The following is a 24,004-nucleotide window of genomic DNA, read 5'->3' on the forward strand; positions in this document are numbered from 1 at the left end:
AACTGGTATGAAACAATCTACAGCCGGAGTTCTATTCGTAGCGCTCTTGGGGATCGTTATGGTGTCTTGCGGGCCTTCCGAAAAGACAAAAAAGTTGATCGATGATTCCAAGAAGATCTTTGGAACCATTCCCGACAAAATGCCCGGGGGAGAAGCCGATACTCCCGAATTGGTTCAGCTCGGTGAAAAGTTATACTTTGAAAAAAGACTCTCGGCCAACGACACGCAGGCTTGTAATTCCTGTCACAATGTTGTCGGGAAAGCGGGTGGAGTGGACAATCTTCCCACTTCTCCCGGGGCGTTTGGGAAGAATGGCGATCGCAATTCTCCCACCGTTTTGAACGCGGGTTTCCATATCGCGCAATTCTGGGACGGAAGAGCGGCCAATCTGAAAGAACAGGCAAAAGGTCCGATCTTAAATCCCGTCGAAATGGCGATGCCGTCTGCTGCGGAAGTGGAAAAGAAAATCTCCGCGATCGCGGAATACAAAGAGCTTTTTTCAAAGGCGTATCCTAAGGACGCAAATCCGATTACTTACGACAATCTCGCGGGTGCGATTGCCGCGTTTGAAAGAACTCTCAAAACAAACGATCGTTTCGACGATTTCCAAAACGGGGATCACAAGGCGCTTTCCGCGGAAGAACAGGAAGGTCTGGAAAAATTCTTAGCTACCGGCTGCACCGCTTGTCATATCGGTCCGCTTTTGGGTGGGAACTCCTTCCGTAAACTCGGTCAGGTCAATCCGTATGAAAATACCGCGGATAAAGGCCGTCAGGGCGTTACGAAGAACGTCGCGGACACTTTCGTTTTCAAGGTTCAATCTTTGCGGAACGTAGCGATTACCGGGCCGTATTTCCACGACGGTAAGGTCGCTACCCTGGAAGAAGCCGTTAAAAAAATGGCGCGTCTCCAGCTCGGAAAGGATCTTTCGGATTCCGATACAAAGTCGATCGTAACTTTCTTGAAGGCGTTGACCGATAAGAACCGGTCTAATTAACTGGACTTACAGAATTGAAACCTATTCAGCCGGCGGTTGCTCACGCGATTAGCCGGTCTTTTTTTGTACTCGCGGGAAAGGGCCGTTTTTGGGTAGAATGTGGGAACTCCCACGGTTCAAAAAAAAATTTCTGAAAGTGCGGGAAATCCGCACCTGCGGCCCTAACCGGAAAATCTTAGATGTTTTAAGAGAATGTGGGAACTCCTTCGTTCTACTCGGAAAATCTTCCGTTTTCAGCGCCGTTGTGGGAACTCCTCCCATCGGATTTCTGCTCAATTCGTATGAGTTCCTACATTCTTTTCTTTAAACCCGACAAACCTTGCCCGGAAGAATCCGCGTCCGCAAGGAGTTCCCGCAAATCTTCCGGAATCGGAAAGGATGCGAAGATCGGAACGTCGGAGCCGCCCGGATTTCCGACCGGAATCCGATTGAGCAAGGAACCGAGCCAACCGAAGGAAAGTCGCGGAAGCTGACCGAATACTTCCTTCCAATCTTTTTGACGAACCGCAAACAGCAACATTCTCCCGTGAGAACCCGTGTGCGGAACGGGATGATACTGCCCGATCAGATGGGCCCGTTCTAAAAATTTCCAGGCTTCTTGAAAACGTCCGGCCTTGAGATGAGTTCGATAATTTTCGATCTCTTTGAAGTATGCGGTTTTAAATGAAGAAGGCATTTTGAAATTCATTCTATCCTCGTATTCAAAAGAATGAATCGATGATAAATGAAATCGAGGTGATCGTCTTGAACGAAAGGGCTACGGACTGTGCGAATTTAGATTTACCGGATTTCTTCTTTTTGAATGTGATTCAAAAGTTGTGACCACAATTTTTTGTATTTTAGCGCTTCTTTATCGTTCGGAGCATGTTTTATGTTTAGAGAGAAAGAAGTAATTTCATCCGAACGCAGATAGAAAATAAAAACCGTCAGTCCGTCTACGGTGATTCGAATTGTTTTTTCACCGGCCGCGTCTTCCTTTTTTTTTCCGGAATCATCTCTCGTCAGAATCGTCCATTGTTCGAATTTGAATTGTTTGTCCGTTTGGTAAAAAAGGTATTTATAAAGTTTCGTAAAATTGGAAGACGTGATTCCGAATAGATTTTCATCGATCCAAGAAATTAAGTTAGGAGTCGCCTTTGTAAAAAAGAATTCCTCCTTGTTCCGTTTCGAACCGGCCGAAGCGGACACCTTGAGAATCGCTTTTTCATCTGCAACTCCGAGATACTCGACAAAACGCAATTCGTCGGAGCTTCGTGATTTCGACGCTTCACGGATTAAATTCTTGAATTCCGTTTCACTGATTTCTTTAGGCGTGTCGCATCGGAAGAAGAACATCGAAAGAGACGATAGGACGAAATTCAAAAGAATGTTTTTAAACATGGCGAGTTCCTTTTCTTATGACATTCTATGAACCTCGATCCGTAGCAGCGTCGTGATGAAACGATCAAAAAATCTGAATCATTTCCGAAAAGACCGATTTCCAAAAACCTGGATAACGACTTTGTTCCCGTGCCTTTTCCCATTCCTGCGGAGTATATACAAACAGATTGAGTTCGATCGGCAAGGCAAGAAGCTCCGGATACGATTCAGGTCTGTTGATAAACGGTATTAGCGAATCGTATCGATCAGTTCTTCCCGATTCATTCCTCCAAGGGGATCGCGCTTGGGAAATACGAGAACGCTCATGAAATTTTTCCGTGAACGATGCGGATCAATGTTTCCGCAAATTCGACCGCTTCTTCCGCTTGGGCGAGCCGGCCTTTCCATCTCGGGTTCTGCATGATTATCTTTCCGAAAGAGGAATGTATTTTCTTCCGATTTCTCCGGTGTAGACTTGTTTCGGACGAGCCTTGCTGTAGTTGCCGGAAACTCTCTGTTCTCTCCAATGCGCGAGCCAGCCCGGAAGTTTTCCGATGACCTGCATCGCGGTAAAGAGTTCTTTCGGAATTCCCAAAGAATTGAAAATCACCGCGCTGTAGAACTCCAGGTTCGGATATAACTTCTGGTTGATGTAATATTCATCATTTTGCATATACTCGTCGATCTTGAGCGCCACTTCCGCGATCGGATTCACCGGATGTTTCTTATAGAAATCGTGGAAGAGTTTGCCGGCGATGATCGCTCTTCTGCTCTTTGAGTCGTACGCTTTGTGACCGAAACCGTTGGAAAAGAGTCTTTCCGAATCTCCCTTGAATTTTTCGAAATACTCGGGAACGGTTTTTCTGGACTTGATGATATCTTCGATCAGACCGACGGCTGCAACCTGACGACCGCCTTCTCTCGAACCCCAGAGCGCGTTGATCGCGGAGGAGATGGAAGCGAACAGGTTCGCCTGAGTGGAACCGATGACCTGAACGGTGGTGTTGGAAACGTTTTGTTCGTGATCCGCGTAAAGGATCCAAAGCTGATTCAGAATACGATCGATGTCCTCTGAAGGAACGTAATCCTTGGAAGGAATCGAAAACAGCATATACAGAAAGTTTGTGCAATACGGATGTTTATCGAGCGGATAAACGAAGGGTTGACCCACGATCTTTTTGTAACTGAACGCGGCGATCGTTCTGATCTTCGCGAGAAGTCTCGCCGAATGATCGATCCCTTTGTCCAGAGATTCTTCGTATTCTTCCGGATAATAACTGGAAAGGGAAGTGACCATCACCGAAAGAACCGCGAGAGGATGTCCTTTACCCGGAAACCCGTCGAAGAGATTGATCATGTCTTCGTGAATCAAAGAATGTTTGGAAAGTTTCAGAGAAAAATCTTTGAGCTGTTGTTCCGTGGGAAGTTTCCCGTAGATCAAAAGATAACTGGTTTCGACGAACGTGGAATGCTGCACTAGATCGGCGACGTCGTACCCTCGGTAGTGAAGTTCTCCCGAATCCGGGTCTCTTCTCGAGATGCGGCTGACGGCGTATGCGGTATTAAAAAAGCCGGGATCGTAGGAAATGAGTCCGGTCTTTTGATGAAGCTCACGGATATCGATTCCCTTTTTTCCGTCGGTTCCGGAGATCAACGGAAACTGGTAGGATTTCTCGCCAACTTTGATTTCAATGAATTCACTCATACCGATAAGGAACCTCGGAGAATGGTATGCGTCAATACTTCTAATTTTGCCCGCGTCGATTTTTCCCGTTTCTTCTGGACAAAACTTCCGGGTCGGCTTTCCTTCTCCCAGTTTCCATGAATGCCTCGAACACACCGGATCTATTCTGGCTCGGCCTCCACATTCTCATTCAGCTTGGACCGGGGTATTGTATTCTTCTCTTTTTCACCGAACTCGCAAAACGGAAAAAGGGAGAAGACTTTACGGGGATGTTTCTTCTCGCGCTCATCATGGCTTCCTCCGAATCCCGGATCGGATTGGTGCAGATTCCGGGAACTGCTTCGCACACCTATCTTTGGATTTTCTTTTTTTCCTCCCTGCTCGCGATGGGCCCCGCTCTTCTTCTTGTCGTGCGGAGAATGTTGCAGTTCGCTTTGGAAAAAAGAGTTCCACTCAAGCGACATTTTTTCCCCGCATACATCGCCCTCGCGGGAGAAGCGGTTTTTTTCGGCGTTCCGTTCGAATCCAAATCGCAGCTCATTCAGGACGCGTTCGTCAACCGGGGAAGCAATCCGATTTCTCTTATCATCGGAATCGGATATCTTCACCTAACGGTATATTGCGTCTATTCGGTGTATTTGTTTTGGAAGGCGTTCCGCGAAATCGACATTCATCTTTCCAGACTCGCTTCTTCCATTCTTCTCGTGACGATTGCGGCGATCCAGCTTTCGGGAATCGGATTTTATCTGAACGTTCCGAGTCTTTTCGCGTTCGCTTCCGTATTGATGACTTTAGGGAACGGGCTCGTGTTCGTGTTCACCGCGCGTTATCCGAACTTCTTCGTATCCTTAAAGTCCGAGTTTCAGCAAAAGCGGTATGAAAAAACGCAGTTGGGAGGAATCAATCTCGATGCGATCAAATCTCGGCTTGCCGAACTCATGGAAGAGGAACGATCGTATCGGGACGAGGAAATTCGGATGCAGGATCTCGCGGAAAAACTTCTCATCACGCCGCATCAGCTTTCCCGAATTCTCAACGAAACGTATGGAAAGAATTTCAACGAATTCATCAACGGTTATCGAGTCGAAGAGGCCAAAAAGATCCTATTGGAAGAACCGGAAAAGACGATTCTTTCCATCGGATTCGAGGTCGGATTTAATACGAAGTCCACCTTCAACGCGCAATTTTTGAAAATCGCGGGGATGACTCCCGCCGAATGGAGAAAAAAAATCTAAAAATCGGTCGGAAATCATAAGATCGGACGATGCCTTGTGTAACATGCGTTACAATTCCTTCCAACAAAGCGCAAGAAGTTGGGGGAAAGGGAGAATGTCTCGGGAATATTATTCTTCATCGGATCTGGAAGATTTCAAACACGTGCAAAAACTTGCATACGATGCAGTCGAGTGGGTGCGTGGTAGACTCGTGGTCGGTATGACCGAAAAGACCGCGGCATCTCTCATCGATTCCTATATCCGAGAACGGGGCGGGAAAAATTTCTTTCATTACGGATTCGCTTGGTTCGGAGATAGAACCTGCTTTCGAGGTTTTCGCAGACCTCTCACGTTTCAACGGATCGGAAGCGGAGAAGGAATTCTTCCTCACTGGGGTTTTTCCTTTCAACCTTCCAACCGTAAACTGAAAGAAGGAATGGCGGTGATCCTAGATGTTGCGCCTAACGTGAAAGGTGTGACCGCCGACGTGGGTTATTCTTTTTCTTTCGGAAAAAATCCCGCCGTCGAACAGGGACGACGCGATCTCAAAGAATTCCGTTCCTTGATTTTAGAATCCGTCCGCGCGGAAAAGTCGATGGGTGAAATCTACCGCGCCTGCAACGAACTCATTTCCGAACTCGGTTATCAAAACTGTCATACCGTATATCCCAACGGAGTTCTCGGTCATAAGGTGGGAAAGGTTCCCGGTTGGAGCGTTCCCGCGGGAAGAGTTCTCGGATTTCCTCCGCAGACGTTTTTGTATCTCGTTCCTCAAATCGTAAAAGGATTTCTTGCACCTTCCGAAAACGCTTCTCCGCTTTGGGGAGAATTCACCAAGTCTCGCGTGGACGCAGGACTTTGGGCCGTGGAACCTCATATCGGAAAAATCTATTCCGGCGCCGACGCGGAAGAAAGTTTCGGAGTGAAGTGGGAAGAAATTTTGGTCGTGAGCGACAGCGATGCGTGTTGGCTCGACGAGGATCTTCCGCACGTTCGCTTTTGGGAAGAGGAGACTTTTAAGTCAAAGTCCGAGGTTACGTTGCTCGCAGGAAACAAAAAGAGCGAATCTACCAAAGCGGCAAAACGGTTGAAAATCTCCGAGACGGCAAAACGCACAAACGGAAAAGCGAAATCGGCCGCACGAACAAAAACCTCGTCTTCTAAAACGAAAACATCGAATTCATCCAAAAAGGTTCGGGCGGGGGCGGCGTAAGCTCCGTGATCTTTGTCGGAAGAAAATAAGATTCAAATGATTTGATATAGTCGCGGATCTTAGGATCGGAACGGAAAATAAAATTCAAAATATCGAATGTGCGAAACGGGATTGAAGAAGTTATGAAGAAAAAGAAAACGAACGAAGACTACGTTGAAAAACCGGATTATCCGGTTCGAAAACCGAAATTTCAATTTTCCGATACGGTGCCGAAACACTGGTGCGGAGACAACGCTTCCTTGACGCACGTGTTGAATGCGTGGACCATTCTGTTTCCGGAAGGGGAAAAATATTTTATCCGAACGATTCAAAAATACGTTCCCGAACTCGAAGAAGGTAGAGTGAAACGAAACGCGATCGCGTTCGTGGGACAAGAAGCGCAGCACGCGGGCGAACATAAAAAGTTCTGGCAGAATCTGAAAAACCAGGGATACAAGTTCGAAGGTTTTATGAACTTCGTGGTTTGGTTTGCGTTCGGTCTTTTGGAAAAACTTTTTTCCAAAAAAATGAATTTGGCGGCGGTCGCGGGACTCGAACATTACACGTCTCTCGTCGCGGATCTAGGATTGCGCAGAGGACTTTTGAAACCCGCTCATCCGGAAATGAGACGATTGTTTGAGTGGCACGCCGCGGAAGAATTGGAACACAAATCAGCCGCATTCGACGTTTTGAAAGCGATTACACAAAGTTACTGGATCCGAGTGATCGGAATGGGAATCGCCTCTTCGATCTTTTTCGCTTTTACCTTCGTTGCTGTTCTGTTATTTCTTTGGCAGGACGGGATTCTTTTCAAATTCAAAACCCAAAAGGAACTCTTTCAACTTCTCTTTACGAAGGAAAGAGTCCTGCCTTTGACGATCAAGGCCGCGTTGAAATACTTCCGATTCTCCTTTCATCCCGATGAAGAGGACAATCTCTACTTAGCAAAAGAAATTTTTTCAACACCAGAACACCATTATAGAGAAGCGATATGAGCCGATTGAAAGATAAAACGATACTGATTACCGGAGCCAACGGAGGTTTCGGAAGGGAATTGACCAAACAACTTTTGGAAAAAGGAGCGAACGTGATTCTTACCGATCTCAAAGCTCCCGGCACGGACGCGGATTTTTATCTGCATCGTAGATGGCTTGAAAACGGAAAGAACGGATTTCAATCCAAAAGCGCGGGAAAGATTCTCGGAAGTTTTTCCGGCGATCTTCAAACGCAGGAAGGTTGTAAGGACGTATATCAGAATACTCTAAAGTTGTCTCAGAGAGGAGTGGACGTTCTGATCAACAACGCGGGGCTTGCGTTTAAGGGCGGGCTCTTGGACGTTCCCGATAAGAATTGGAATCTGATTCTCGACGTGAATTTATACGCTCCGATTCATCTGAGCCGTTTATTCGTTCCCGCGATGCTCGAAAGAAAACAAGGACAGATCGTAAACCTTTCCTCCGTTGCGGGTCAAGTCGCGCCGGGTGAATTGATCTACTATTCGATTTCCAAATTCGGAATCAGGGCGATGGGCGAGGCGATGGACGCGGATCTCCGCAAGAAGGGAGTCGCCGTTACGAACGTATATCCGTTCTTTGCGGACACCGGAATCTTAAAGTCGCAACAATTCGGAAAACAACAAGACGTTCCGAAATCGATCGTGGATAGTCCGGTGGACGTCGTAAAGGCGATCGTAAAAGGAATGGAAAAAAGAAAACTCCACGTATTTCCGGGAATCAAATCCAAAACGATCAGCTTTTTCAACCGGATGACCCCGAACATCGTACACAAGGTTACGAGTTTGAGCGACCGGTTCTGATTTGCCGATTCGAAAAGCATTTTAGGAAAATGGAATGCGCTGACCTTGTTTCAGCGCTCAAAGTCGCTTAACAAAATCAGGAAGTAAAACCGATGATCGCTTTGTATCCCGAAAAAAAGAAAACTTCAAAGGAAACGAAAACTCCTCTCCGTTTTAAAACGACATTCGTTTCGAACGGAAATTTTAATCTTTTTTTGAAATACAACGCAACGGCAAAGGAGCGACCGGATCGCGAGACGATTCTTTTCGTTCACGGTTATCCGGACGAACATTCCACTTGGGATCTGCAGTTGAATTCTCTCGGAGAAGAATTCAACGTGGGTGCGTTCGATTTGAGAGGAGCGGGAAACTCGAGCAAACCTTCCCAACAAAAGGCGTACAATGCCCGGGAGATCTTTAAGGATTTCGAGGCGGTCATCCGGTTTTTAGGAAACGGGAAGCCGGTTCATCTCGTCGCTCACGATTGGGGAGCGCTTCTTGCTTGGGCTTTCGTGGGAGATTTAGAATATTCTAAATCGATCCGTTCGTATACGGCGATGGGCGGTCCTCATCCGATTCTCGCGAGAAATCTAATGTTTCGTTACTTCTTCAGTTTCAATCCGAAAAAGGTCTGGTTGTCTCTGAAACAATCGGTCAAATCCTGGTATATCGTATTCTTTCAAATCCCTTGGCTTCCCGGTTTTTTAATGCGACATTTGGCAAAGCAGATTTGGAACTATCTTATGGCCGCCGCGGAAATTCCGAAGAACGATCCGATGCGGAATTTTACCGAGGAAGAGATCGTAAAGAGCGCGGTTTATCCGATGAATTTGTACCGGGAATTGATTCGGGGGAAAAAATATCCGACTCCGAAACGTATCTCGGTTCCCGCGCGCGTGTTGATTCCGCTGCGTGATATGGCGATCAGTCCGGAATGTTACGATTCTCTCAAGAACGTGTGCGATTCTCTGGAGCTGTTCTCCGTGGATTCCAATCATTGGATTCAAAAGGAACATCCGATTCTTGTAAGCGATAAGATCCGAGACTTCGTAATCTTACACTCCGGTTAAATCGGTTCGCAAGAACGTCTAACGATTCGGGTTCGAAGGGATTCGAATCGATGGAGCTTGAAAAAGTTCCCGAAAAAAAAATAGCCACCAACCGCCCCGTCCCGATCTTAGTATTTTGATATACTAGCTTGGAAATATATTTCAATTCTGATCGCATGAACCCGAATTCCATTCGAAATCTACGGATTTCATTCAAACACGCAGTTTCTATTCTTATCTTTTGTATTTCTCCTCTTCCCATGTTTGCGGAATCCAAGGCGAAAGACGTCGATATGCAGGAAGTCGTTCCTTTTGCGCAAACAAATGCGGTTCCGAAAGCGGAACCGATTCCCGTGGATCCTCAGAGTGAGGCGAATCAGGCGGAAGCCAAACGAAGAGTCGATCAACGCAAAGGGACTTGGAGTTTTCAGTGGGGTTACAACCGCGATTCGTATACGCAAAGCGACATTTCCTTTCACGGTCCGGGCTATAACTTCACGTTGAAGGACGTTGTCGCGAAGGATAAACCGGAAAAATTCAATCCTTCCGTTTATTTGAATCCGAGTCTTTGGGAAATTCCCCAATACAACTTTCGTCTAACCTATTATTTTACGGATAAGTTTTATATCGCCTTCGGTCAGGATCACATGAAATACGTGATGAGTCGCGGACAAGCGTCCAACATCTACGGTTACATCGATCCGCTCGCGATTCAAAGGGCGCATCTCGGAACTTCGTCCGATTCTTCCGTTTATCTATATCTGTTTCCGGACGCATATAAGAGGCTCGAAGGGTATCACAACGGAGAAACGATCAACATCACCCCCGATTTTTTAAAGTTCGAACATACGGACGGATTAAACTTTCTTTATATGGATGTGGGGATGATTCAGCCTCTTTGGGTTTCGTCTAACGGAGAACATGCGATCAGTTTCGTTTCTTCCGTGGGCGGAGGTCCGGTCATTTGCCGTAGCGATATCCGTCTGTTCGGCGAAGGGAAGAATAACCATTTTCACGCGTCCGGGTACGGAGTTTCCGGCTACGTCGCGGGAAGAACGGATCTTTATAAATCCGTGTTCTTCGAGTTCGGAGCCAAGGGCGGTTATATCGATCTTCCGAACATATTGACCACTGGACGTTCCAAAGACAGAGCAAGTCAGAATTTCGGATTTTTAGAGTTGGTCGTCTACGGCGGAGTGAATTTTTAAATCGTCTAAAGAAAGAATGTTTTCTTTCCGTTTGATTCCCTTCTTTTCTCTCTGTCTCGGTTTGGTGTTTTACGCCGTATTGCACGGAGAAAAGAAAGAATTAAGCGAAGCCGAACTCAAAACGTTTTTCAAACACACGCACGGGATTGCGATCGGTTCCGAAAATAATTTTGCGTTGTATCAAGAAGTGTATCGCTGGCTCGGAACCCCTTATAAGGATTTCGGAACGGACGAAAACGGAATCGATTGTTCCGGTTTTACGAGCAAGATTCTTTCCAGAGTCTACGGATCCCGTCTCAGCGGACCGAGTTACACGATGTATCCGAAGACGAATCCGATTTCCAAAGAAGAATTGAAGGAAGGCGATCTGATCTTTTTTACGATTTACGGGGATAAGATCAGTCACGTGGGAGTTTATCTCAAAGACAAAAAGTTCGTCCATGCTTCGGTTAAACGAGGAGTTACGATCAATTCTTTAGAGGAAGCGTATTATCAAAAATATTATACGGCTTCCGGCAGGCTTTGAACTTCCTTCTTTCGGACGATTGAAACGTTTAAATCGCCATGAAAAACGCCTGACCCAGACCGACGATTGCGCCTAACGCGGCTCCTACAAGAATCAAAAGGAGTTCGTCTTCCTTGAAAACGGTCCGTAAAACGTCTTCGAAATCAACGGGCGGAAGAGCCTTCATCTTTTGAGAAAGGGTACTTTCCAAGTCGATGGCCTTTTCTACGTAATCCTCGATATGGGTCGTAAAGTTTTTGAGGTTGTTCATGATCTTTCGGATCACCCGTTCTTTCGTATCGTTGTATTTGTTCGAAGTGAAGGAAAGGGAAAGAGTGGGGCGGATCACGGAGGCCATCGTGTCCATCTGTCGTTCGATCGCGTGAACCACTAGGTTGAACACTTCTTCCGAAGCCCTTCCGAAAAACAGTTCCTCGAGAATCTTTTCCGAACTTAGGATTTTAGTCGCGAGCATTTTGGAATATTCCTCCGAAACTTCCCTTTGACGTTTGATAAACAAGCCTTGAAAACTGAAAGGACCGAGACGAATCGGTTCGAGCGGCCTAAAGATCAAAAGAAGCGCAAGCCAATTGGTAAGATAACCCACGATGATGCCCTGCACCGGAAGAGTCCAAAGCGCAGGATAAACGAGCCAGATTCCCATTTGAATCAAACCCAATACGAAGCCGAAGTAAAAACCGGAAACCTCGATGAAACGGAATTCTTTCGCGCCCACTCTTTGAAACATTTCAACGGTGAGATGAACGTTTTCCCCGGTCATATTACGAATTACTAATCCTCGTATATCGAAGATCCGTTTGGAATCTTTGCGGAGATCCTGAAAGACGGTAGGGATGGTTTCCATCGCCTGTCTTTCGATTTCCTTCATCATGGAATTCTTCACTAGATCCGGGATCAGGTTCCATAAAAGCGGATTGAATTCGTCCGCGACTTCTTTCATCGTCTCCAAAATCGTCTTTTGAATTTCGGGACGAAGATTTTCCTGAATCAATGCGGGATCAACCTTGCAGAACATTTCTTCTACGTCGATGAGATAACGAGTGACGACGTCCACCGCTCTTCCCGCCATCTTTTCCGCTTTTCTCGGAATGATTCCCTGCCAGCCGAGATAAGGAGGAATTCCGAAAAATTTCAAAGGATAAAACGTCATCTTCAACGCGACCCAATTCGTGACCCAACCCACGAAAGCGTACGTAAACGGCATTAAAAGAAGAGAAATGATTTCAAAGTTCAAGGAGATTCGTCTTCTCTTTGTTATGCGGAATATTTGGAGACGAATTTCCGGATCATTTCCGTTACGATTTCCGGTTGTTCCCGATGGACCCAGTGATTGGAATCCAGTTTATGAATTTCTAATTTGTCCACGTAATCGTACGCGTTTTCATACACTTCGGGAAGAACCACAAAATCCTTTTGAGGAACGATGAGCTGCACGGGAACCTTGATGTTGGAAGGAGCCGCAATCACCGTTTTGCCGAATAACAATTCGCGGAAAAGATTTATGGGAGCCATCGTCGCGCTGTAGATATCGTTGCGGTTGATGTTGCGGAGCGAATCCTTTTTGGGAACTCCGCCTAAATCCATCACCAGTTTGTAGATCAGCTCCCCGAAGTTTTGCCAGATCAATTCGGGCAGAATCGGGATCTGGAAAAACCAGATATACCAGGAACGAAAACCCTGATCCAAAACCTTTTTCCAATTGGAGAGGTTAAAGCTGAAAATATCGTCCAACATCCGTTTACCGGCGAGCCAAGGGTGGGGGCCGGAGATCGCAGTAAACGATCTAATATATTTTGAATATTCGGGATCACTAATGAATAACCATCCGAGAGCCGCGCCCCAATCGTGGCCGACTAAGTGAACTTTCTTTTCCTTGGAAAGAAAGCGGATCGCTTCCACTAAATCGGGAAGAATGACCGCATAGTTGTATTCCGATTGTTCCAAAGGTTTGGAGGATCGTCCGAAACCTCTCAGATCGACCGCGCCTAACCGATATTTGTCTTTCAACGAATCGATTTGAGGTTCCCAGGTCTTATGGGTATCCGGATAGCCGTGAACGAAAAGAATAACGTCTTTCGAATCCGTCTCCGAATAGCTGAGAAAAATTTTTACTTTTTGATTTTCGAGATAAGTATATTTCAAGAATTCGACTCCAGTGCGCGATCCGGAAAACGGAAAAACGTCCTGCAATCATCGTCGGCGTCTGCAATTTTTCCAGTCTTTTACGGAATTTCATTTTTGTTCTGATTGGTTTTTCTCCAGGACCCGGTAACTTGGTTTCATGTCAGAAAAACGAACCGAGGAATCCAATTCGTTTAATAATTCCGGAACTCCGATGGTGATGTTTCGAAACCGGCTTTCGAGAATGTCCAAACATTGGAAAAAGTGGGCGCGCAAACGGAACATAGAATGTTTTCGTATCTACGATCGCGACATACCGCAGGTTCCCGTAAGCGTAGATCTTTACGGACCGTATTGCCAAATCTCCGCATATAAAAACAGCTACGAAATTTCGGACGAGGAAAGAGAAAGGGAGAATGTCGAGATCGGCAAGGTAGTCGCGGAAACTCTCGGTCTCGAAAACGAATCCATTTATTGGAAAAAGAGAGAACCGAAAAAGGGTAAGGAACAATATGAAAAATATTCCGAACAAGCGGAACTGCTCGAAGTGGGAGAGAACGGACTTCGCTTTTTCGTGAACCTATCCGATTACCTCGACACGGGACTTTTCCTGGATCACAGAATCACTCGGGATCTTGTGCGCCAAGAATCGAAAGGAAAAAAGTTCCTAAATCTTTTTTCTTATACGGGAGCGTTTACCGTCTACGCCGCGTCAGGCGGAGCGGTCAAAAGTCTGAGCGTGGATTTATCCAACACTTATCTCGCTTGGGCGGAGGAAAATTTGAAGTTGAACGGGTTTTCCTTGACCAAACACAAACTTCTTCGGGCGGACGTGATGGAATGGCTCCGCAGTGAAAGAAAGGAACCCGATCGGGAACGATACGATCTGATCGTGGTCGATCCCCCCACTTTCTCCAACAGCAAAAAGATGACCGATGTCCTAGACATACAACGGGATCACGCGGAAATATTAAATATTCTTTATAAGGATTTCGCTTTACCCGGAGCGGTTTTGTATTTTTCCACGAACTTTAGAAAATTCGAATTATCCGAGGCTTCGATCCTTTGGGACAATCTCAAAGACATAACGAAGAAGACCGTTCCCGACGATTTCAGAAACGAAAAGATCCACTACTGCTGGAGAATGGAAAAGTCGGTTTAATCCGGCTTCAAACCGAAACGTTTCTGGATTGAAATAAAAATCCCTGCACCAAAGGAAATCTCATTTCCGCAGCGATCAAAAGATCCTCTTGCGTTTCGATTCCTTCGAGAATGCACTGAATGTTCGATTCTCTCGCAAAATCCAAAAGTCCCCAGGCGATGTTCTTATAGGATTCCTTCGTTTTAAAAAGCGTGAGCCAGTGTTTGTCGAACTTGATAAAATTGGAATATTCTAAAAAATCAAAACAGAAAAGATTCTGTTTCCCTCCCACGTCGTCGAGCGCGATCCGAATATCGGCTTCTTTAAATGCGTTTAGGCAGAATCTCGTATCCGCGATCCGGGTCGAATCCGTGTTTTCGATGATTTCGCAGACTACGTTCTTTTGGTTGCTTAAAAATTCGGTCCAATAAGAAGCCTGTGTTTGATCCTTGCAAACGTGCGGATCGATATTCAAAAACAATTTCTTCCCTTGGGGTTTGTTTGCGACCTGAAACCGTTTTAGATTCTTTTCAAATTCAAAAAACAGATCGGGCCAGTTGTGAAGTTCCTGAAAGGCGAATTCGGGAGAGATTCGCTCGCCTTCGATATAAAAACGGGCCAACGCCTCGTATGCGAAAATCTTCCCCGTATCCAAGGAAAGAATCGGCTGATATTCCGTGTGGAAGTTTCCGGTTTCCGAAATCGCAGCAAGCGCATTGATAAGCGACATTCCCGAGGTTAGGCGATCGTTTCGATCCGTTTCGGAAGAAAGGGGAAGGAATTCTTCCGTGCCGATCTCCGCAAGGATCTCGCGTGCGGTTTCGTGTTTCGCATTCAAAGAAAAAAGATTTCGGGCGATCCGTTCGTCCAAAACCGGAATCGATCGCGAAATAACCAAATCAATGTTAGGTGACAAATCCAAAATTTCTTTCATCCGGGACCTCTTTTTTTCCCAGGATAGGGGAGCCCGTGAAAAAGTCAACATAAATGAGACTGAAACTCAGTATCATAAATATGCAATTCTCTCATTTTCCAATTTACTCTTTCTTCGGGAAAAAAGATTCTTCCTCAGATCTTTATGAAATTCAAATATCCGTTTTGCAATCTTGCGTTCTTACTTTGTATCCAGATTCTTTTTTTGCATGCCGAGGCTTTGAACGCGGAGCCGAACGATTCCGAATTGTCCGCGATCGCCGGATCGCAGAGAGAACGTAGAAACGAAAAACGTTTTTACATCGGAGGGTTCGGCATCAAAGAACTCTCTTGGTTTCAAGTCGGTTACAATCTCGGCGAACGATTCTCCATTTCGTTTTTAGCGCACCAAAGATTTCGCGCCGATCACTTCGATTTGGATCGCACCGGTTATCAACCGGGGGCCGCCGCGTTCTCCTTGCAAAATAAGGAATATACGCTGAACCAATATACGATCGCGTTCGAATGGTTTCCGTTTTCCATTCCGTATTATCTGAGTTTTGGAATCGGTCAGGAATTTTATTTCCAAAGGGATCGCAAGAACGAGTTCTGGGTTTATACGGATGGAAGTGCGGACGGTAAGAGTTGGACGTATTCGATTTCCAATAAGAGGGCGTATGCGGCCCCCGGCGCGGGTATACGTTATGTGGTCTCTTCGGGAATTTTTTTAAACGGAGGTTTTAACGTTCTTCTGTTTGCGAATAATTCCGCGCATGTGCAGCGAGAAGATGTTTCCTTTTACAATCAGAAACCGGATCCGGCGATTTTGGAAAGAATTTGGAAGGACGGCAAGGAACAGGAACACGATCGTGCGCGGGGAATCGGAGTTCAGCTGTTTTTAAGCGCCGGGATTTCTCTTTAATCATTTTGTTAAGCGAAGAATGAAGTATCCCCGTTGAACCCGGATGGATACGTTTCGATCAAGGATTTACCGAAAGTCTATAACCTACGCCCGGTTCCGTCAGAAGAAGTTCCGGATTGGACGGATCGGCTTCGATTTTTTTCCGTAAACTCGCGACGTGAACACGAAGCGGTCCCGATTCATTCTTAGCAAACGGTCCCCAAACGTGACGGATGATCTGCTCTTGGGTCAGAACTTTTCCCGCGTGTTGGATCAAAAACGATAAAAACGAATATTCGATCGGAGTAAGATGGATCGTGTTCTGCGAAACTTGGACGATTCGATTCGCAAGATCCACGTATAAATTTCCCGAAATAAAAATCGGAGAACCCGGTTCCTGCGTTTTGTTTCGGAGCGCGACTCGAATCCTCGCGAGCAATTCTCCCATACTAAACGGTTTTGTAATATAGTCGTCCGCACCCTCGTCGAGCAGGGAAATCTTTTCCGAATCCGACGAAAGAACGGACAACACGATCACGGGCGTTTCGCTCCAGGTTCTGATCTCTTTGAGTGCGGTGATTCCGTTTCCGTCCGGGAACTGAAGGTCGAGAAGGATCACGTCAGGAGCTTCGTTTGCCGCTTTGAGAATCGTTTCTTGAATCGTCGCGGATTCGACGACATCATAATGCGAAGCGTTCAGACTGATCCGGATCATTTTACGGATTCGATCGTCGTCGTCCGCAACTAGAATTTTCGGATTCATGAGATTAGGCGGGTTTTACGGGAATCTCGATACAAAATCTGGCACCTCCCTCGGTCCGATTTTCAGCGATCAACGTTCCTCCGTGCGTTTCGACGATGGACTTGCTGATGGAAAGTCCGAGGCCGCTTCCCACGTGCGATTGATTCTTACTTCTATAAAATTTCTCGAATATTTTTTCAAGTTCTTCCTCGGGAATCCCCGGCCCTTCGTCTTCCACCAGATAGATCGTTTTTTCCTTTTCGGAAATGAGACGAATGGAAACAGGAGAACCGGGCGGAGAAATTTGAACCGCGTTGAACACGATATTGAAGAGAGCCTGCTCCATAAGAGTAAAGTCCATCCAGATCGGAATCGGATTTTCCGGAAGATGAATCACACAACGACTGTTCTTTACGGTTTGTCTGAGTCTACGAACCACTACGTGAACGAGATCCGTCGGATCGTGCCAATCCATTCTCAATTTTAAAAAGCCCGATTCGTATCGGCTCATGTCCAAAAGATTTCCGAGCAGTAGATTCAGAATCATGCTGCTTTCGTTGATTTCGTTTAACAATTCTTTGCGCGCTTCCGAAGAGGAATCGATTTCCGGTTCCAATAACGCCGTCACCGCGCCCCGAATCGTCGATAAGGGCGTTTTCAATTCGTGAGAAAGGGAATTGAAGATGATCGTGTACAATCGTTCGGATTGATTGGCGAGATAGCGGGTCCGCGTTTCTTCGGATAACAATTCCCGTTCCAAGGCGAGCGCGATCTGATTTCCCATCGTAAGCAAAAGATTTTCCTGGTCCAGATTGAGTTTTGAAGGAAGAATGATTCCCAACACACCGATTACTTTACCCGGCGCTATCATAGGAAAATACGTCCCTATGGAAAGGGAAAGCGTGTCCGTGAATTTTCCGGCCGAAATCCTGTTCTTATAAACCCAGTTTGCGACCGCCGTTTCTTTCGCATCCGGAAAAAAATTTCCAGCGCGTGAAGAGTTGGAATCGACGTTTCCCTGATTTTCCAAAAAGATCGTCACTTGAGTTTGAAAAACCCGTTTCAGATATTCCGCTCCGATTTCGGAAATCTGCCGTATGTCTCTTGCGTGTCCTAGATCTTTGGAAAGTTCATACAAAGTTGTTAAGCGAAGTTCTCGGTTTACGAGCACCTTCTCCTTTTGTCTCAAACGCGAAGTGACGTTGCCGATGATGATCGAAATAAAAAGGAAAGAACCGAACATCAACACGTCTTCGAGTTTTTCTATAAAGAAAGTGTATTTAGGCGGAATAAAAAGATAATCCCAAAAGAGTCCCGATAACAAACCCGCGAGAATCGTGGGGCCCTTGGAAAAGAAAGCTCCTATACCCGAAACGAAAAAGAGATATAAAAAAGAAATGGTCCAATAACCGGTAATCGGTTCCAAAAAAAGACTGAGACAAGTGGCCAGAAAGATGAGCGCCAAAGAAGCTACGTATTGTTTTCCGCCGGAAGACGTTCTGAGAAAACGATTGAATAAGGATTCTTCTCCCGAAAAGGAAGTGTGGTCGTAAGGAACAAGACACAACTCGAAGTTCGCCGTGGTTCGCGCCAGTTTCGACGCTGGAGAATTCCATTTCTTCCACCAAGACATCGGAGGTTTTCCCAAAACTACGCGCGTGATGTTTTTTTGTTCCGCGATTCTTAGGATTGCGTCCACGGGGTCCTCGTCAGCGGAATGAAGAATTTCGGAACCGAGTTCCCTTGCAAAACTCAGATTCTTTTCGAGCTGGTTTAAACTTTCTTTGGAAAGATTTTCCCTCGTTTGATTGTAGAGCGCGAACAATTCACCGTTTCTTTCGTATGCGAGACGTTTCGCATAACGTAAGATCGAATAGGAATTCGGACTTGCGCTGATCGCGACGAGAATTCTTTCCCGAAACCGCGTGGATTCGGGGGAAGTGTTAACGTGTCTCGCCGTATAATTGAGAGCCGTCTCGCGGAGAAAGGAGAGGTTCTCCTTTTTAAAAAAATGATCTCCCGCCACGTTCGCTTTTTCGGGAACGTAAACCTTTCCCTCTTGAAGACGTTTTCTCAGATCGTCCGGCGAAAGATCGATCAATACGATTTCATCGGCGATCTCTAAAACGGAATCCGGAATCGTTTCCCTGATTTTTACCGTAGTTGTTTTTTCGACCGCTTCCACCTGACTTTCCAAATGCTGAACATTCAAAGTCGTGAATACGTTGATGCTATGATTCAGGATTTCGATGACGTCCTGATATCGTTTGACGTGCCTGCTTCCGGGAATATTCGTATGTGCGAATTCGTCTACCAAAACCACTTCGGGTTTTCGTTTGAGAATGGAGTCGATATCCATCTCTTCGAAAACGATTCCTCTGTGTTCGATTTTTTTTCGCGGAAGAATTTCCAATCCTTCCAGAAGTTCTTCCGTTTCTTTACGTCCGTGCGTTTCGATATATCCGACCACGACGTCCACTCCTTCTTTTTTCAAAGAACGAGCGGCATTTAACATAGCGTAGGTTTTTCCCACGCCTGCGACCATCCCGAAAAATACCTTTAGTTTTCCGGAAATGGACTTTCGTTCTTCCGCGTGGATTTTACGAAGAATTTCGTCCGGGTCCAGTCGAGGCGTTTCCGACCAATCGCTCATTCTTTGATTCTTCCAAACTCTTGATCCAATTTCAAGTTCAATCGAAGCACGTTGATCCGTTCTTCTCCGATGTAACTTAAGGAAGGTTTCTCAATGGAAGAAGCAAGGATTTCGTTCAATCGGGAGAGCTGTTGCGCATTTAGTTTTCTTGCGTTGGCGACGCGATTTGTTTGAAAGCGCGCGGCTTTCGGACTGATATGCGGATCCAGACCGGAGCCGGATGAGAATAGCAGATCGGGCGGAACTACTTTTTGATCCGGGTGCTCCTTAAGAAGCGATGCTCTGCGTTCTTCGACGCTTTTTTTGAGCGACGCGCTCGTCGCGCTTAGGTTCGAGGCGCCCGAAGAAACGGTCTCGTAATCTACGGCGGAGGGACGGGACCAATAGTATTCCTGTTTCGTAAACTTTTGACCGATCAGTTCGGAACCGACGAGTTTGTCGTCCCGATATAAGAGACTTCCGTTTGCGTTAAACGGAAATAGTTTTTCGCCGAAACCCGTCACGACGATCGGATAAAATACTCCGGTGATAAAGGTCAATACCAGAAGAGTTCTGAGTGCGATGAGAGACGTCTGTAACATGTGTTTCTCCTTAACCGAGTCCCAGGAACGTTAAAATCAAATCGATCCCTTTGATTCCTAAAAACGGAGTTACGATTCCGCCGAGACCGTAGATCAAAAGATTGCGTTTTAAAATCGTATCGGCGCCTAATGGACGATAGGCGACTCCTTTGAGTGCGAGAGGAATTAACGCGGGAATCACAAGCGCGTTGAAGATCACCGCACTTAAAACGGCGCTCTTCTGCGAACCGAGTTGCATTAAGTTTAAAGCGGACAAGGGACCGGCTTCTCCCTGAATCGCGTAAAAACTTCCGAACAAAGCGGGTAGGATCGCGAAGTATTTTGCGACGTCGTTGGCGATGCTGAACGTAGTCAACGCTCCTCTCGTCATCAAAAGTTGTTTTCCGATTTCCACGATCTCAATGAGTTTGCTGGGATTGCTGTCGAGATCGATCATGTTTCCGGCTTCTCTCGCGGTCTGTGTTCCCGTATTCATCGCAACTCCCACGTCGGATTGTGCGAGAGCGGGAGCGTCGTTGGTTCCGTCGCCGATCATTGCGACAAGAAAACCCTTGCTTTGTTGTTCTCGAATTTTTTTGAGTTTGGTTTCGGGTGTCGCTTCCGCGAGAAAATCGTCCACTCCCGCTTCCGCCGCGATCGCCGCCGCAGTGAGTTGATTGTCTCCCGTGATCATCACGGTTCTGATTCCCATCTTTCTTAAGCTCGCGAATCTTTCCTTGAGACCGCCTTTGACGATGTCCTTGAGCTCGATCACTCCGAGAAGTTTATCGTTTTCCGCGACAAGGATCGGCGTGCTTCCTCGTTGTGCGATCATTCGAATCACGTTCTCCATCTCTTCCGAAATTTTTTGACTAAAGTTGTAAAGATAGACACGGATCGCATCTCCCGCGCCTTTTCGGATTCTGCGCACGACGACTCCTTCTTTTTTGAAATCGACTCCGCTCATCTTTGTGGAAGCGCTGAACGGAATAAATTCTCCCTCCATCTCGCCGAGATTTCTTTCCCGAAAGCCAAACTTCTCTTTTGCTAATACGACAACGGATCTTCCTTCGGGAGTTTCGTCTGCGAGAGAGGATAGTTGCGCCACATCCGCGAGATATTTTTCTTCCACTCCCTTTGCAGGGAAGAATGCCCGCGCCTCCCTGTTGCCCAGCGTGATCGTTCCGGTTTTATCCAAAAGAAGAATGTCGATGTCGCCCGCGGCCTCGATCGCTTTTCCGCTTTTGGAAATCACGTTAAACCGAATGAGACGTTCCATGCCGGATATTCCGATCGCCGAAAGAAGACCCGCGATGGTGGTAGGAATCAAACAAACAAGAAGGGAAATCAAAACGGGAATCGACAGATCCGCTTTTTCTCCTCCTTCCTTTGCCACGAATTCGGCGAAAAAAGGAAGGCTCATCACGGCGATGAGAAAAATAAAAGACAACCCGGAAAGGAGCATCGTCAAAGCGATTTCATTCGGAGTCTTTTGACGTTTGGCGCCTTCGACGAGCGCGATCATCTTATCGAGAAACGTGTTTCCCTGTTCCGCAGTTACGCGCATCACGATCCTGTCGCTTAACACTCGGGTTCCGCCGGTAACCGCGCTACGATCTCCGCCGCTTTCGCGAACGACGGGGGCCGATTCTCCCGTGATCGCGGATTCGTCCACGCTTGCGATCCCTTCTATGATTTCCCCGTCGCCGGGAATCAAATCGCCCGCTTCGCAGACGACTATATCACCGATTTTTAATGTAGGTCCGGGCACCGTTTGCAGGTTTCCGCCTACCATCTTTTTGGCGACGATATTGGATCGTGTTTTTTTAAGGCTATCCGTTCTTGCTTTTCCCCTTCCTTCCGCGATCGCTTCCGCGAAATTTGCGAACAAAACGGTGAACCAAAGCCAAAGCCCGATCTGTAGATTAAAGGAAGAATAGTTTCCTGCGAACAGATCCTTAAAGAAGATCCAGGCAGTGAACAACGCCCCCAAAAAAACGATAAACATCACCGGATTCTTCATTTGGGAACGAAGACTCAATTTTTTAAAGGAATTTACGTACGCCTCCTTTATGACTCCGGACTCGAAAAATACCTTTGATTTGCGACTCATTCGATTCTCCTTAAAACGAAGCGCCTTGAAACATTATAAAATGCTCAAGTATCGGACCGATCGTCAGCGCCGGAAAGAAGGTCAAAGCCCCCACGATCACGATTACGGATAAAAGAAGTGCGTAGAAGGTTCCGCCTTCGGTCGAAAACGAACCTTCCGAAACGGCTTCGGATCTTTTTTTAAGACTGAGAGTTCCCGCGATAACGAGAATCGGAAGTATGACTCCGAATCTTCCGATCAACATCGCGATTCCCATCATGGAATTGTAATACGGCGTATTCGCATTCAAACCGGCAAAGGCGCTCCCGTTGTTTCCCGCTCCGGATGAAAAGGCGTATAGAATTTCGGAAAGTCCGTGGGGTCCCCGATTCGTCAAAGAGGATAACGCGCTCGGCACGTTGAGCGTTACGGCGGTAAAAAGTAGAATCACAGTCGATGGCAACAGGATTCCCAGAATCGCCATTTGGATTTCCCGCTTTTCGATTTTTTTGCCGAGATACTCGGGGCTTCGGCCTACCATGATCCCGCTTAAAAAAACCGTGAGTAGAATAAACAGAACCATTCCGTACATTCCGGCTCCGACTCCGCCGAAGATCACTTCGCCGAGCTGCATATTCAACATCGCCACTAAACCTCCGATGGGAGAAAAACTATCGTGCATCGAGTTGACGGATCCGTTAGACGCAACCGTGGTCGCAGTTTCCCAAATCGCGCTGTTCAGAATTCCGAAACGGACTTCTTTCCCTTCCCAAAATCCGAAATTTCCGAACAAAGGGTTGTATGAGGATTCCGAAAACCATACGGCGAGAACGCCGGCGCAAAAAATCGTAAACATCGCTCCGAAAATCACCCATGCGTGTTTGAGATTTCCGACGATTCTCCCGTATAAAAAAACGCAGGCACCGGGCAGAATCAGGATCGATAACATTTGGAGAAAATTGGAAATCGGAGTCGGATTTTCAAACGGATGTGCGCTGTTGACTCCGAAAAAACCGCCGCCGTTGGTTCCGAGTTGTTTGATTGCGATCTGCGACGCGGCTGGACCTAAGGGAATCGCCTGCGTGCTTCCTTCGAGTGTGGTCGCGTTTACGTATTCCGAAAACGTTTGAACGACGCCCGTCCCGACGAGGATCGTCGCGAGGATCATCGATAAAGGGAGAAGAACGTATAACGTGCCTCGAATCAAATCCTTCCAAAAATTTCCGATCGCCGGATTTGCGTTGGTGGCAAATCCCCGAGAGACGGCCAGCAATACGCAGAATCCCGTCGCCGCGCTTACGAAGTTTTGAACCGTAAGTCCGACGGATTGAGAAAAATAACTGAGCGCCGATTCTCCGCTATAAGCCTGCCAGTTCGTGTTGGTCATAAAGCTGACCGCCGTATTGAACGCAAGAAAAGGATCGAGTCCCGCAAGATTTTGCGGATTCATAGGGAGGACGTTCTGAAAAAGCAGAATCGAAAAAAGCGCGATAAATCCGAAAAGGTTGAAAAGAAGAAGAGAGGTCGCATATTCTTTCCAATTCATTTCCGCTTTGAAATCAAAGCCGCAGATTCGATACAATACGCGCTCGAATCGGAGGGTCTCGGTAGCGGAAAAAACCGTATGCAGATAACTCCCCAGCATAGGAGATAGGATCGCAAGTGAAAATAGAAAGATGAAAAGTTGAATCCATTCCGTTGCCATAACTTCTCCTTAAAACTTTTCCGGTTTGAAGATCGAGTAGATCAGATACGCGATACAAATGCCGCTCAGACCGAGGGCGATGGTCGTTTCAAAATTCATAGATACGTGATTCCCGAATACCGGCGCTTGTTTCCGGTTGATGTATTCAAAGTA

The 24,004-nt window shown here is 46.6% G+C and carries 22 protein-coding genes and 1 pseudogene; 10 read left to right on the forward strand and 13 right to left on the reverse strand.

The window, feature by feature from the left end; translation table 11 throughout:
- Positions 1-7: 7 nt before the first annotated feature.
- On the forward strand, positions 8-997 hold the full coding sequence (locus LFX25_RS03805; RefSeq protein ID WP_238728994.1) for a cytochrome-c peroxidase: 990 nt from the start codon (positions 8-10) through the stop codon (positions 995-997).
- 289 nt (positions 998-1,286) lie between these two features.
- On the opposite strand, the gene LFX25_RS03810 is transcribed toward LFX25_RS03805, so the two are convergent.
- From LFX25_RS03810 to LFX25_RS03825, 4 genes and pseudogenes are all read right to left on the reverse strand, one after another.
- Positions 1,287-1,685, reverse strand: coding sequence for a DUF3703 domain-containing protein (locus LFX25_RS03810; RefSeq protein WP_238728996.1), 399 nt, complete (start codon positions 1,683-1,685; stop codon positions 1,287-1,289).
- 92 nt (positions 1,686-1,777) lie between these two features.
- Positions 1,778-2,377 (reverse strand): hypothetical protein, encoded by a 600-nt coding sequence (locus tag LFX25_RS03815; RefSeq protein WP_238728997.1) that lies wholly within the window; start codon positions 2,375-2,377, stop codon positions 1,778-1,780.
- Between the two features lie 231 nt (positions 2,378-2,608).
- Positions 2,609-2,683 (reverse strand): annotated as a pseudogene (locus LFX25_RS20905) (nucleotidyltransferase domain-containing protein); the annotation flags it as partial.
- A 97-nt stretch (positions 2,684-2,780) separates the two neighbouring features.
- Positions 2,781-4,061, reverse strand: coding sequence for a citrate/2-methylcitrate synthase (locus tag LFX25_RS03825; protein ID WP_238728998.1), 1,281 nt, complete (start codon positions 4,059-4,061; stop codon positions 2,781-2,783).
- Between the two features lie 116 nt (positions 4,062-4,177).
- Here LFX25_RS03825 and LFX25_RS03830 point away from each other — a divergent pair, with 116 nt between their 5' ends.
- The 7 genes from LFX25_RS03830 to LFX25_RS03860 all read left to right on the forward strand — a co-directional run bounded on the left by LFX25_RS03830 (position 4,178) and on the right by LFX25_RS03860 (position 11,024).
- Entirely contained in the window at positions 4,178-5,275 is a 1,098-nt protein-coding gene (locus LFX25_RS03830; RefSeq protein ID WP_238728999.1) for an AraC family transcriptional regulator, read from the forward strand.
- Between the two features lie 94 nt (positions 5,276-5,369).
- The gene (locus LFX25_RS03835) at positions 5,370-6,467 is read left to right on the forward strand and encodes a M24 family metallopeptidase (RefSeq protein WP_238729000.1); all 1,098 of its coding nucleotides are present in this window, start codon (positions 5,370-5,372) and stop codon (positions 6,465-6,467) included.
- Positions 6,468-6,589: 122 nt separating this feature from the next.
- Entirely contained in the window at positions 6,590-7,441 is an 852-nt protein-coding gene (locus LFX25_RS03840; protein WP_238729001.1) for a metal-dependent hydrolase, read from the forward strand.
- Positions 7,438-8,262, forward strand: a complete 825-nt coding sequence (locus LFX25_RS03845; protein WP_238729002.1) for an SDR family NAD(P)-dependent oxidoreductase — start codon at positions 7,438-7,440, stop codon at positions 8,260-8,262. The genes LFX25_RS03840 and LFX25_RS03845 overlap by 4 nt, the downstream gene beginning before the upstream one ends.
- Positions 8,263-8,354: 92 nt before the next feature.
- Entirely contained in the window at positions 8,355-9,311 is a 957-nt protein-coding gene (locus LFX25_RS03850) for an alpha/beta fold hydrolase (RefSeq protein WP_238729003.1), read from the forward strand.
- Positions 9,312-9,466: 155 nt separating this feature from the next.
- Positions 9,467-10,498 carry a hypothetical protein gene (locus LFX25_RS03855; protein ID WP_238729004.1) on the forward strand — a complete coding sequence of 344 codons (1,032 nt, stop codon included), beginning with the start codon at positions 9,467-9,469 and terminating at the stop codon, positions 10,496-10,498.
- Positions 10,499-10,514: 16 nt separating this feature from the next.
- Positions 10,515-11,024 carry a C40 family peptidase gene (locus LFX25_RS03860; protein WP_238729006.1) on the forward strand — a complete coding sequence of 170 codons (510 nt, stop codon included), beginning with the start codon at positions 10,515-10,517 and terminating at the stop codon, positions 11,022-11,024.
- Between the two features lie 28 nt (positions 11,025-11,052).
- Here LFX25_RS03860 and LFX25_RS03865 read toward each other — a convergent pair whose 3' ends face one another.
- Positions 11,053-12,258: a DUF445 domain-containing protein gene (locus tag LFX25_RS03865; protein WP_238729008.1), complete on the reverse strand. Its 1,206-nt coding sequence runs from the start codon at positions 12,256-12,258 to the stop codon at positions 11,053-11,055.
- Positions 12,259-12,278: 20 nt separating this feature from the next.
- Positions 12,279-13,166 (reverse strand): alpha/beta fold hydrolase, encoded by an 888-nt coding sequence (locus LFX25_RS03870; protein WP_238729009.1) that lies wholly within the window; start codon positions 13,164-13,166, stop codon positions 12,279-12,281.
- A 139-nt stretch (positions 13,167-13,305) separates the two neighbouring features.
- On the opposite strand from LFX25_RS03870, the gene LFX25_RS03875 reads away from it, so the two are divergent.
- A complete protein-coding gene (locus LFX25_RS03875) occupies positions 13,306-14,307 on the forward strand; it encodes a class I SAM-dependent methyltransferase (protein ID WP_238729011.1) in 1,002 nt (333 codons plus the stop codon).
- A 7-nt stretch (positions 14,308-14,314) separates the two neighbouring features.
- On the opposite strand, the gene LFX25_RS03880 is transcribed toward LFX25_RS03875, so the two are convergent.
- On the reverse strand, positions 14,315-15,220 hold the full coding sequence (locus tag LFX25_RS03880) for an EAL domain-containing protein (RefSeq protein WP_238729012.1): 906 nt from the start codon (positions 15,218-15,220) through the stop codon (positions 14,315-14,317).
- 144 nt (positions 15,221-15,364) lie between these two features.
- Here LFX25_RS03880 and LFX25_RS03885 point away from each other — a divergent pair, with 144 nt between their 5' ends.
- Positions 15,365-16,120, forward strand: coding sequence for a hypothetical protein (locus tag LFX25_RS03885; protein ID WP_238729013.1), 756 nt, complete (start codon positions 15,365-15,367; stop codon positions 16,118-16,120).
- Positions 16,121-16,178: 58 nt separating this feature from the next.
- Here LFX25_RS03885 and LFX25_RS03890 read toward each other — a convergent pair whose 3' ends face one another.
- Genes LFX25_RS03890 through LFX25_RS03915 form a run of 6 tightly spaced genes read right to left on the reverse strand, consistent with a single transcriptional unit; the run spans position 16,179 to position 23,950 of the window.
- Complete coding sequence (locus LFX25_RS03890) at positions 16,179-16,862, reverse strand: response regulator (protein WP_238729015.1); 684 nt, start codon at positions 16,860-16,862, stop codon at positions 16,179-16,181.
- A gap of 4 nt (positions 16,863-16,866) precedes the next feature.
- Positions 16,867-19,494 carry a sensor histidine kinase gene (locus LFX25_RS03895; RefSeq protein WP_238729018.1) on the reverse strand — a complete coding sequence of 876 codons (2,628 nt, stop codon included), beginning with the start codon at positions 19,492-19,494 and terminating at the stop codon, positions 16,867-16,869.
- The gene (gene kdpC / locus LFX25_RS03900) at positions 19,491-20,075 is read right to left on the reverse strand and encodes a potassium-transporting ATPase subunit KdpC (RefSeq protein WP_238729020.1); all 585 of its coding nucleotides are present in this window, start codon (positions 20,073-20,075) and stop codon (positions 19,491-19,493) included. The genes LFX25_RS03895 and kdpC overlap by 4 nt, the downstream gene beginning before the upstream one ends.
- Before the next feature lie 10 nt (positions 20,076-20,085).
- On the reverse strand, positions 20,086-22,167 hold the full coding sequence (gene kdpB / locus LFX25_RS03905) for a potassium-transporting ATPase subunit KdpB (protein ID WP_238729021.1): 2,082 nt from the start codon (positions 22,165-22,167) through the stop codon (positions 20,086-20,088).
- Between the two features lie 10 nt (positions 22,168-22,177).
- Positions 22,178-23,851: a potassium-transporting ATPase subunit KdpA gene (gene kdpA / locus LFX25_RS03910; protein ID WP_238729023.1), complete on the reverse strand. Its 1,674-nt coding sequence runs from the start codon at positions 23,849-23,851 to the stop codon at positions 22,178-22,180.
- Between the two features lie 9 nt (positions 23,852-23,860).
- Positions 23,861-23,950 (reverse strand): potassium-transporting ATPase subunit F, encoded by a 90-nt coding sequence (locus tag LFX25_RS03915; protein ID WP_238729025.1) that lies wholly within the window; start codon positions 23,948-23,950, stop codon positions 23,861-23,863.
- Positions 23,951-24,004: the final 54 nt, after the last annotated feature.

The sequence above is a fragment of the Leptospira sanjuanensis genome, from assembly GCF_022267325.1.
In the GTDB taxonomy this organism is placed as follows: Bacteria; Spirochaetota; Leptospiria; order Leptospirales; family Leptospiraceae; genus Leptospira; species Leptospira sanjuanensis.

Bases quoted from the DNA above. Each gene is read 5' to 3' on its own strand.
- LFX25_RS03805 (WP_238728994.1), top strand. From the start codon at position 8: ATGAAACAATCTACAGCCGGAGTTCTATTCGTAGCGCTCTTGGGGATC.
- LFX25_RS03810 (WP_238728996.1), bottom strand. From the start codon at position 1,685: ATGAATTTCAAAATGCCTTCTTCATTTAAAACCGCATACTTCAAAGAG.
- LFX25_RS03815 (WP_238728997.1), bottom strand. From the start codon at position 2,377: ATGTTTAAAAACATTCTTTTGAATTTCGTCCTATCGTCTCTTTCGATG.
- LFX25_RS03825 (WP_238728998.1), bottom strand. From the start codon at position 4,061: ATGAGTGAATTCATTGAAATCAAAGTTGGCGAGAAATCCTACCAGTTT.
- LFX25_RS03830 (WP_238728999.1), top strand. From the start codon at position 4,178: ATGAATGCCTCGAACACACCGGATCTATTCTGGCTCGGCCTCCACATT.
- LFX25_RS03835 (WP_238729000.1), top strand. From the start codon at position 5,370: ATGTCTCGGGAATATTATTCTTCATCGGATCTGGAAGATTTCAAACAC.
- LFX25_RS03840 (WP_238729001.1), top strand. From the start codon at position 6,590: ATGAAGAAAAAGAAAACGAACGAAGACTACGTTGAAAAACCGGATTAT.
- LFX25_RS03845 (WP_238729002.1), top strand. From the start codon at position 7,438: ATGAGCCGATTGAAAGATAAAACGATACTGATTACCGGAGCCAACGGA.
- LFX25_RS03850 (WP_238729003.1), top strand. From the start codon at position 8,355: ATGATCGCTTTGTATCCCGAAAAAAAGAAAACTTCAAAGGAAACGAAA.
- LFX25_RS03855 (WP_238729004.1), top strand. From the start codon at position 9,467: ATGAACCCGAATTCCATTCGAAATCTACGGATTTCATTCAAACACGCA.
- LFX25_RS03860 (WP_238729006.1), top strand. From the start codon at position 10,515: ATGTTTTCTTTCCGTTTGATTCCCTTCTTTTCTCTCTGTCTCGGTTTG.
- LFX25_RS03875 (WP_238729011.1), top strand. From the start codon at position 13,306: ATGTCAGAAAAACGAACCGAGGAATCCAATTCGTTTAATAATTCCGGA.
- LFX25_RS03880 (WP_238729012.1), bottom strand. From the start codon at position 15,220: ATGAAAGAAATTTTGGATTTGTCACCTAACATTGATTTGGTTATTTCG.
- LFX25_RS03885 (WP_238729013.1), top strand. From the start codon at position 15,365: ATGAAATTCAAATATCCGTTTTGCAATCTTGCGTTCTTACTTTGTATC.
- LFX25_RS03890 (WP_238729015.1), bottom strand. From the start codon at position 16,862: ATGAATCCGAAAATTCTAGTTGCGGACGACGACGATCGAATCCGTAAA.
- LFX25_RS03895 (WP_238729018.1), bottom strand. From the start codon at position 19,494: ATGAGCGATTGGTCGGAAACGCCTCGACTGGACCCGGACGAAATTCTT.
- kdpC (WP_238729020.1), bottom strand. From the start codon at position 20,075: ATGTTACAGACGTCTCTCATCGCACTCAGAACTCTTCTGGTATTGACC.
- kdpB (WP_238729021.1), bottom strand. From the start codon at position 22,167: ATGAGTCGCAAATCAAAGGTATTTTTCGAGTCCGGAGTCATAAAGGAG.
- kdpA (WP_238729023.1), bottom strand. From the start codon at position 23,851: ATGGCAACGGAATGGATTCAACTTTTCATCTTTCTATTTTCACTTGCG.
- LFX25_RS03915 (WP_238729025.1), bottom strand. From the start codon at position 23,950: ATGAATTTTGAAACGACCATCGCCCTCGGTCTGAGCGGCATTTGTATC.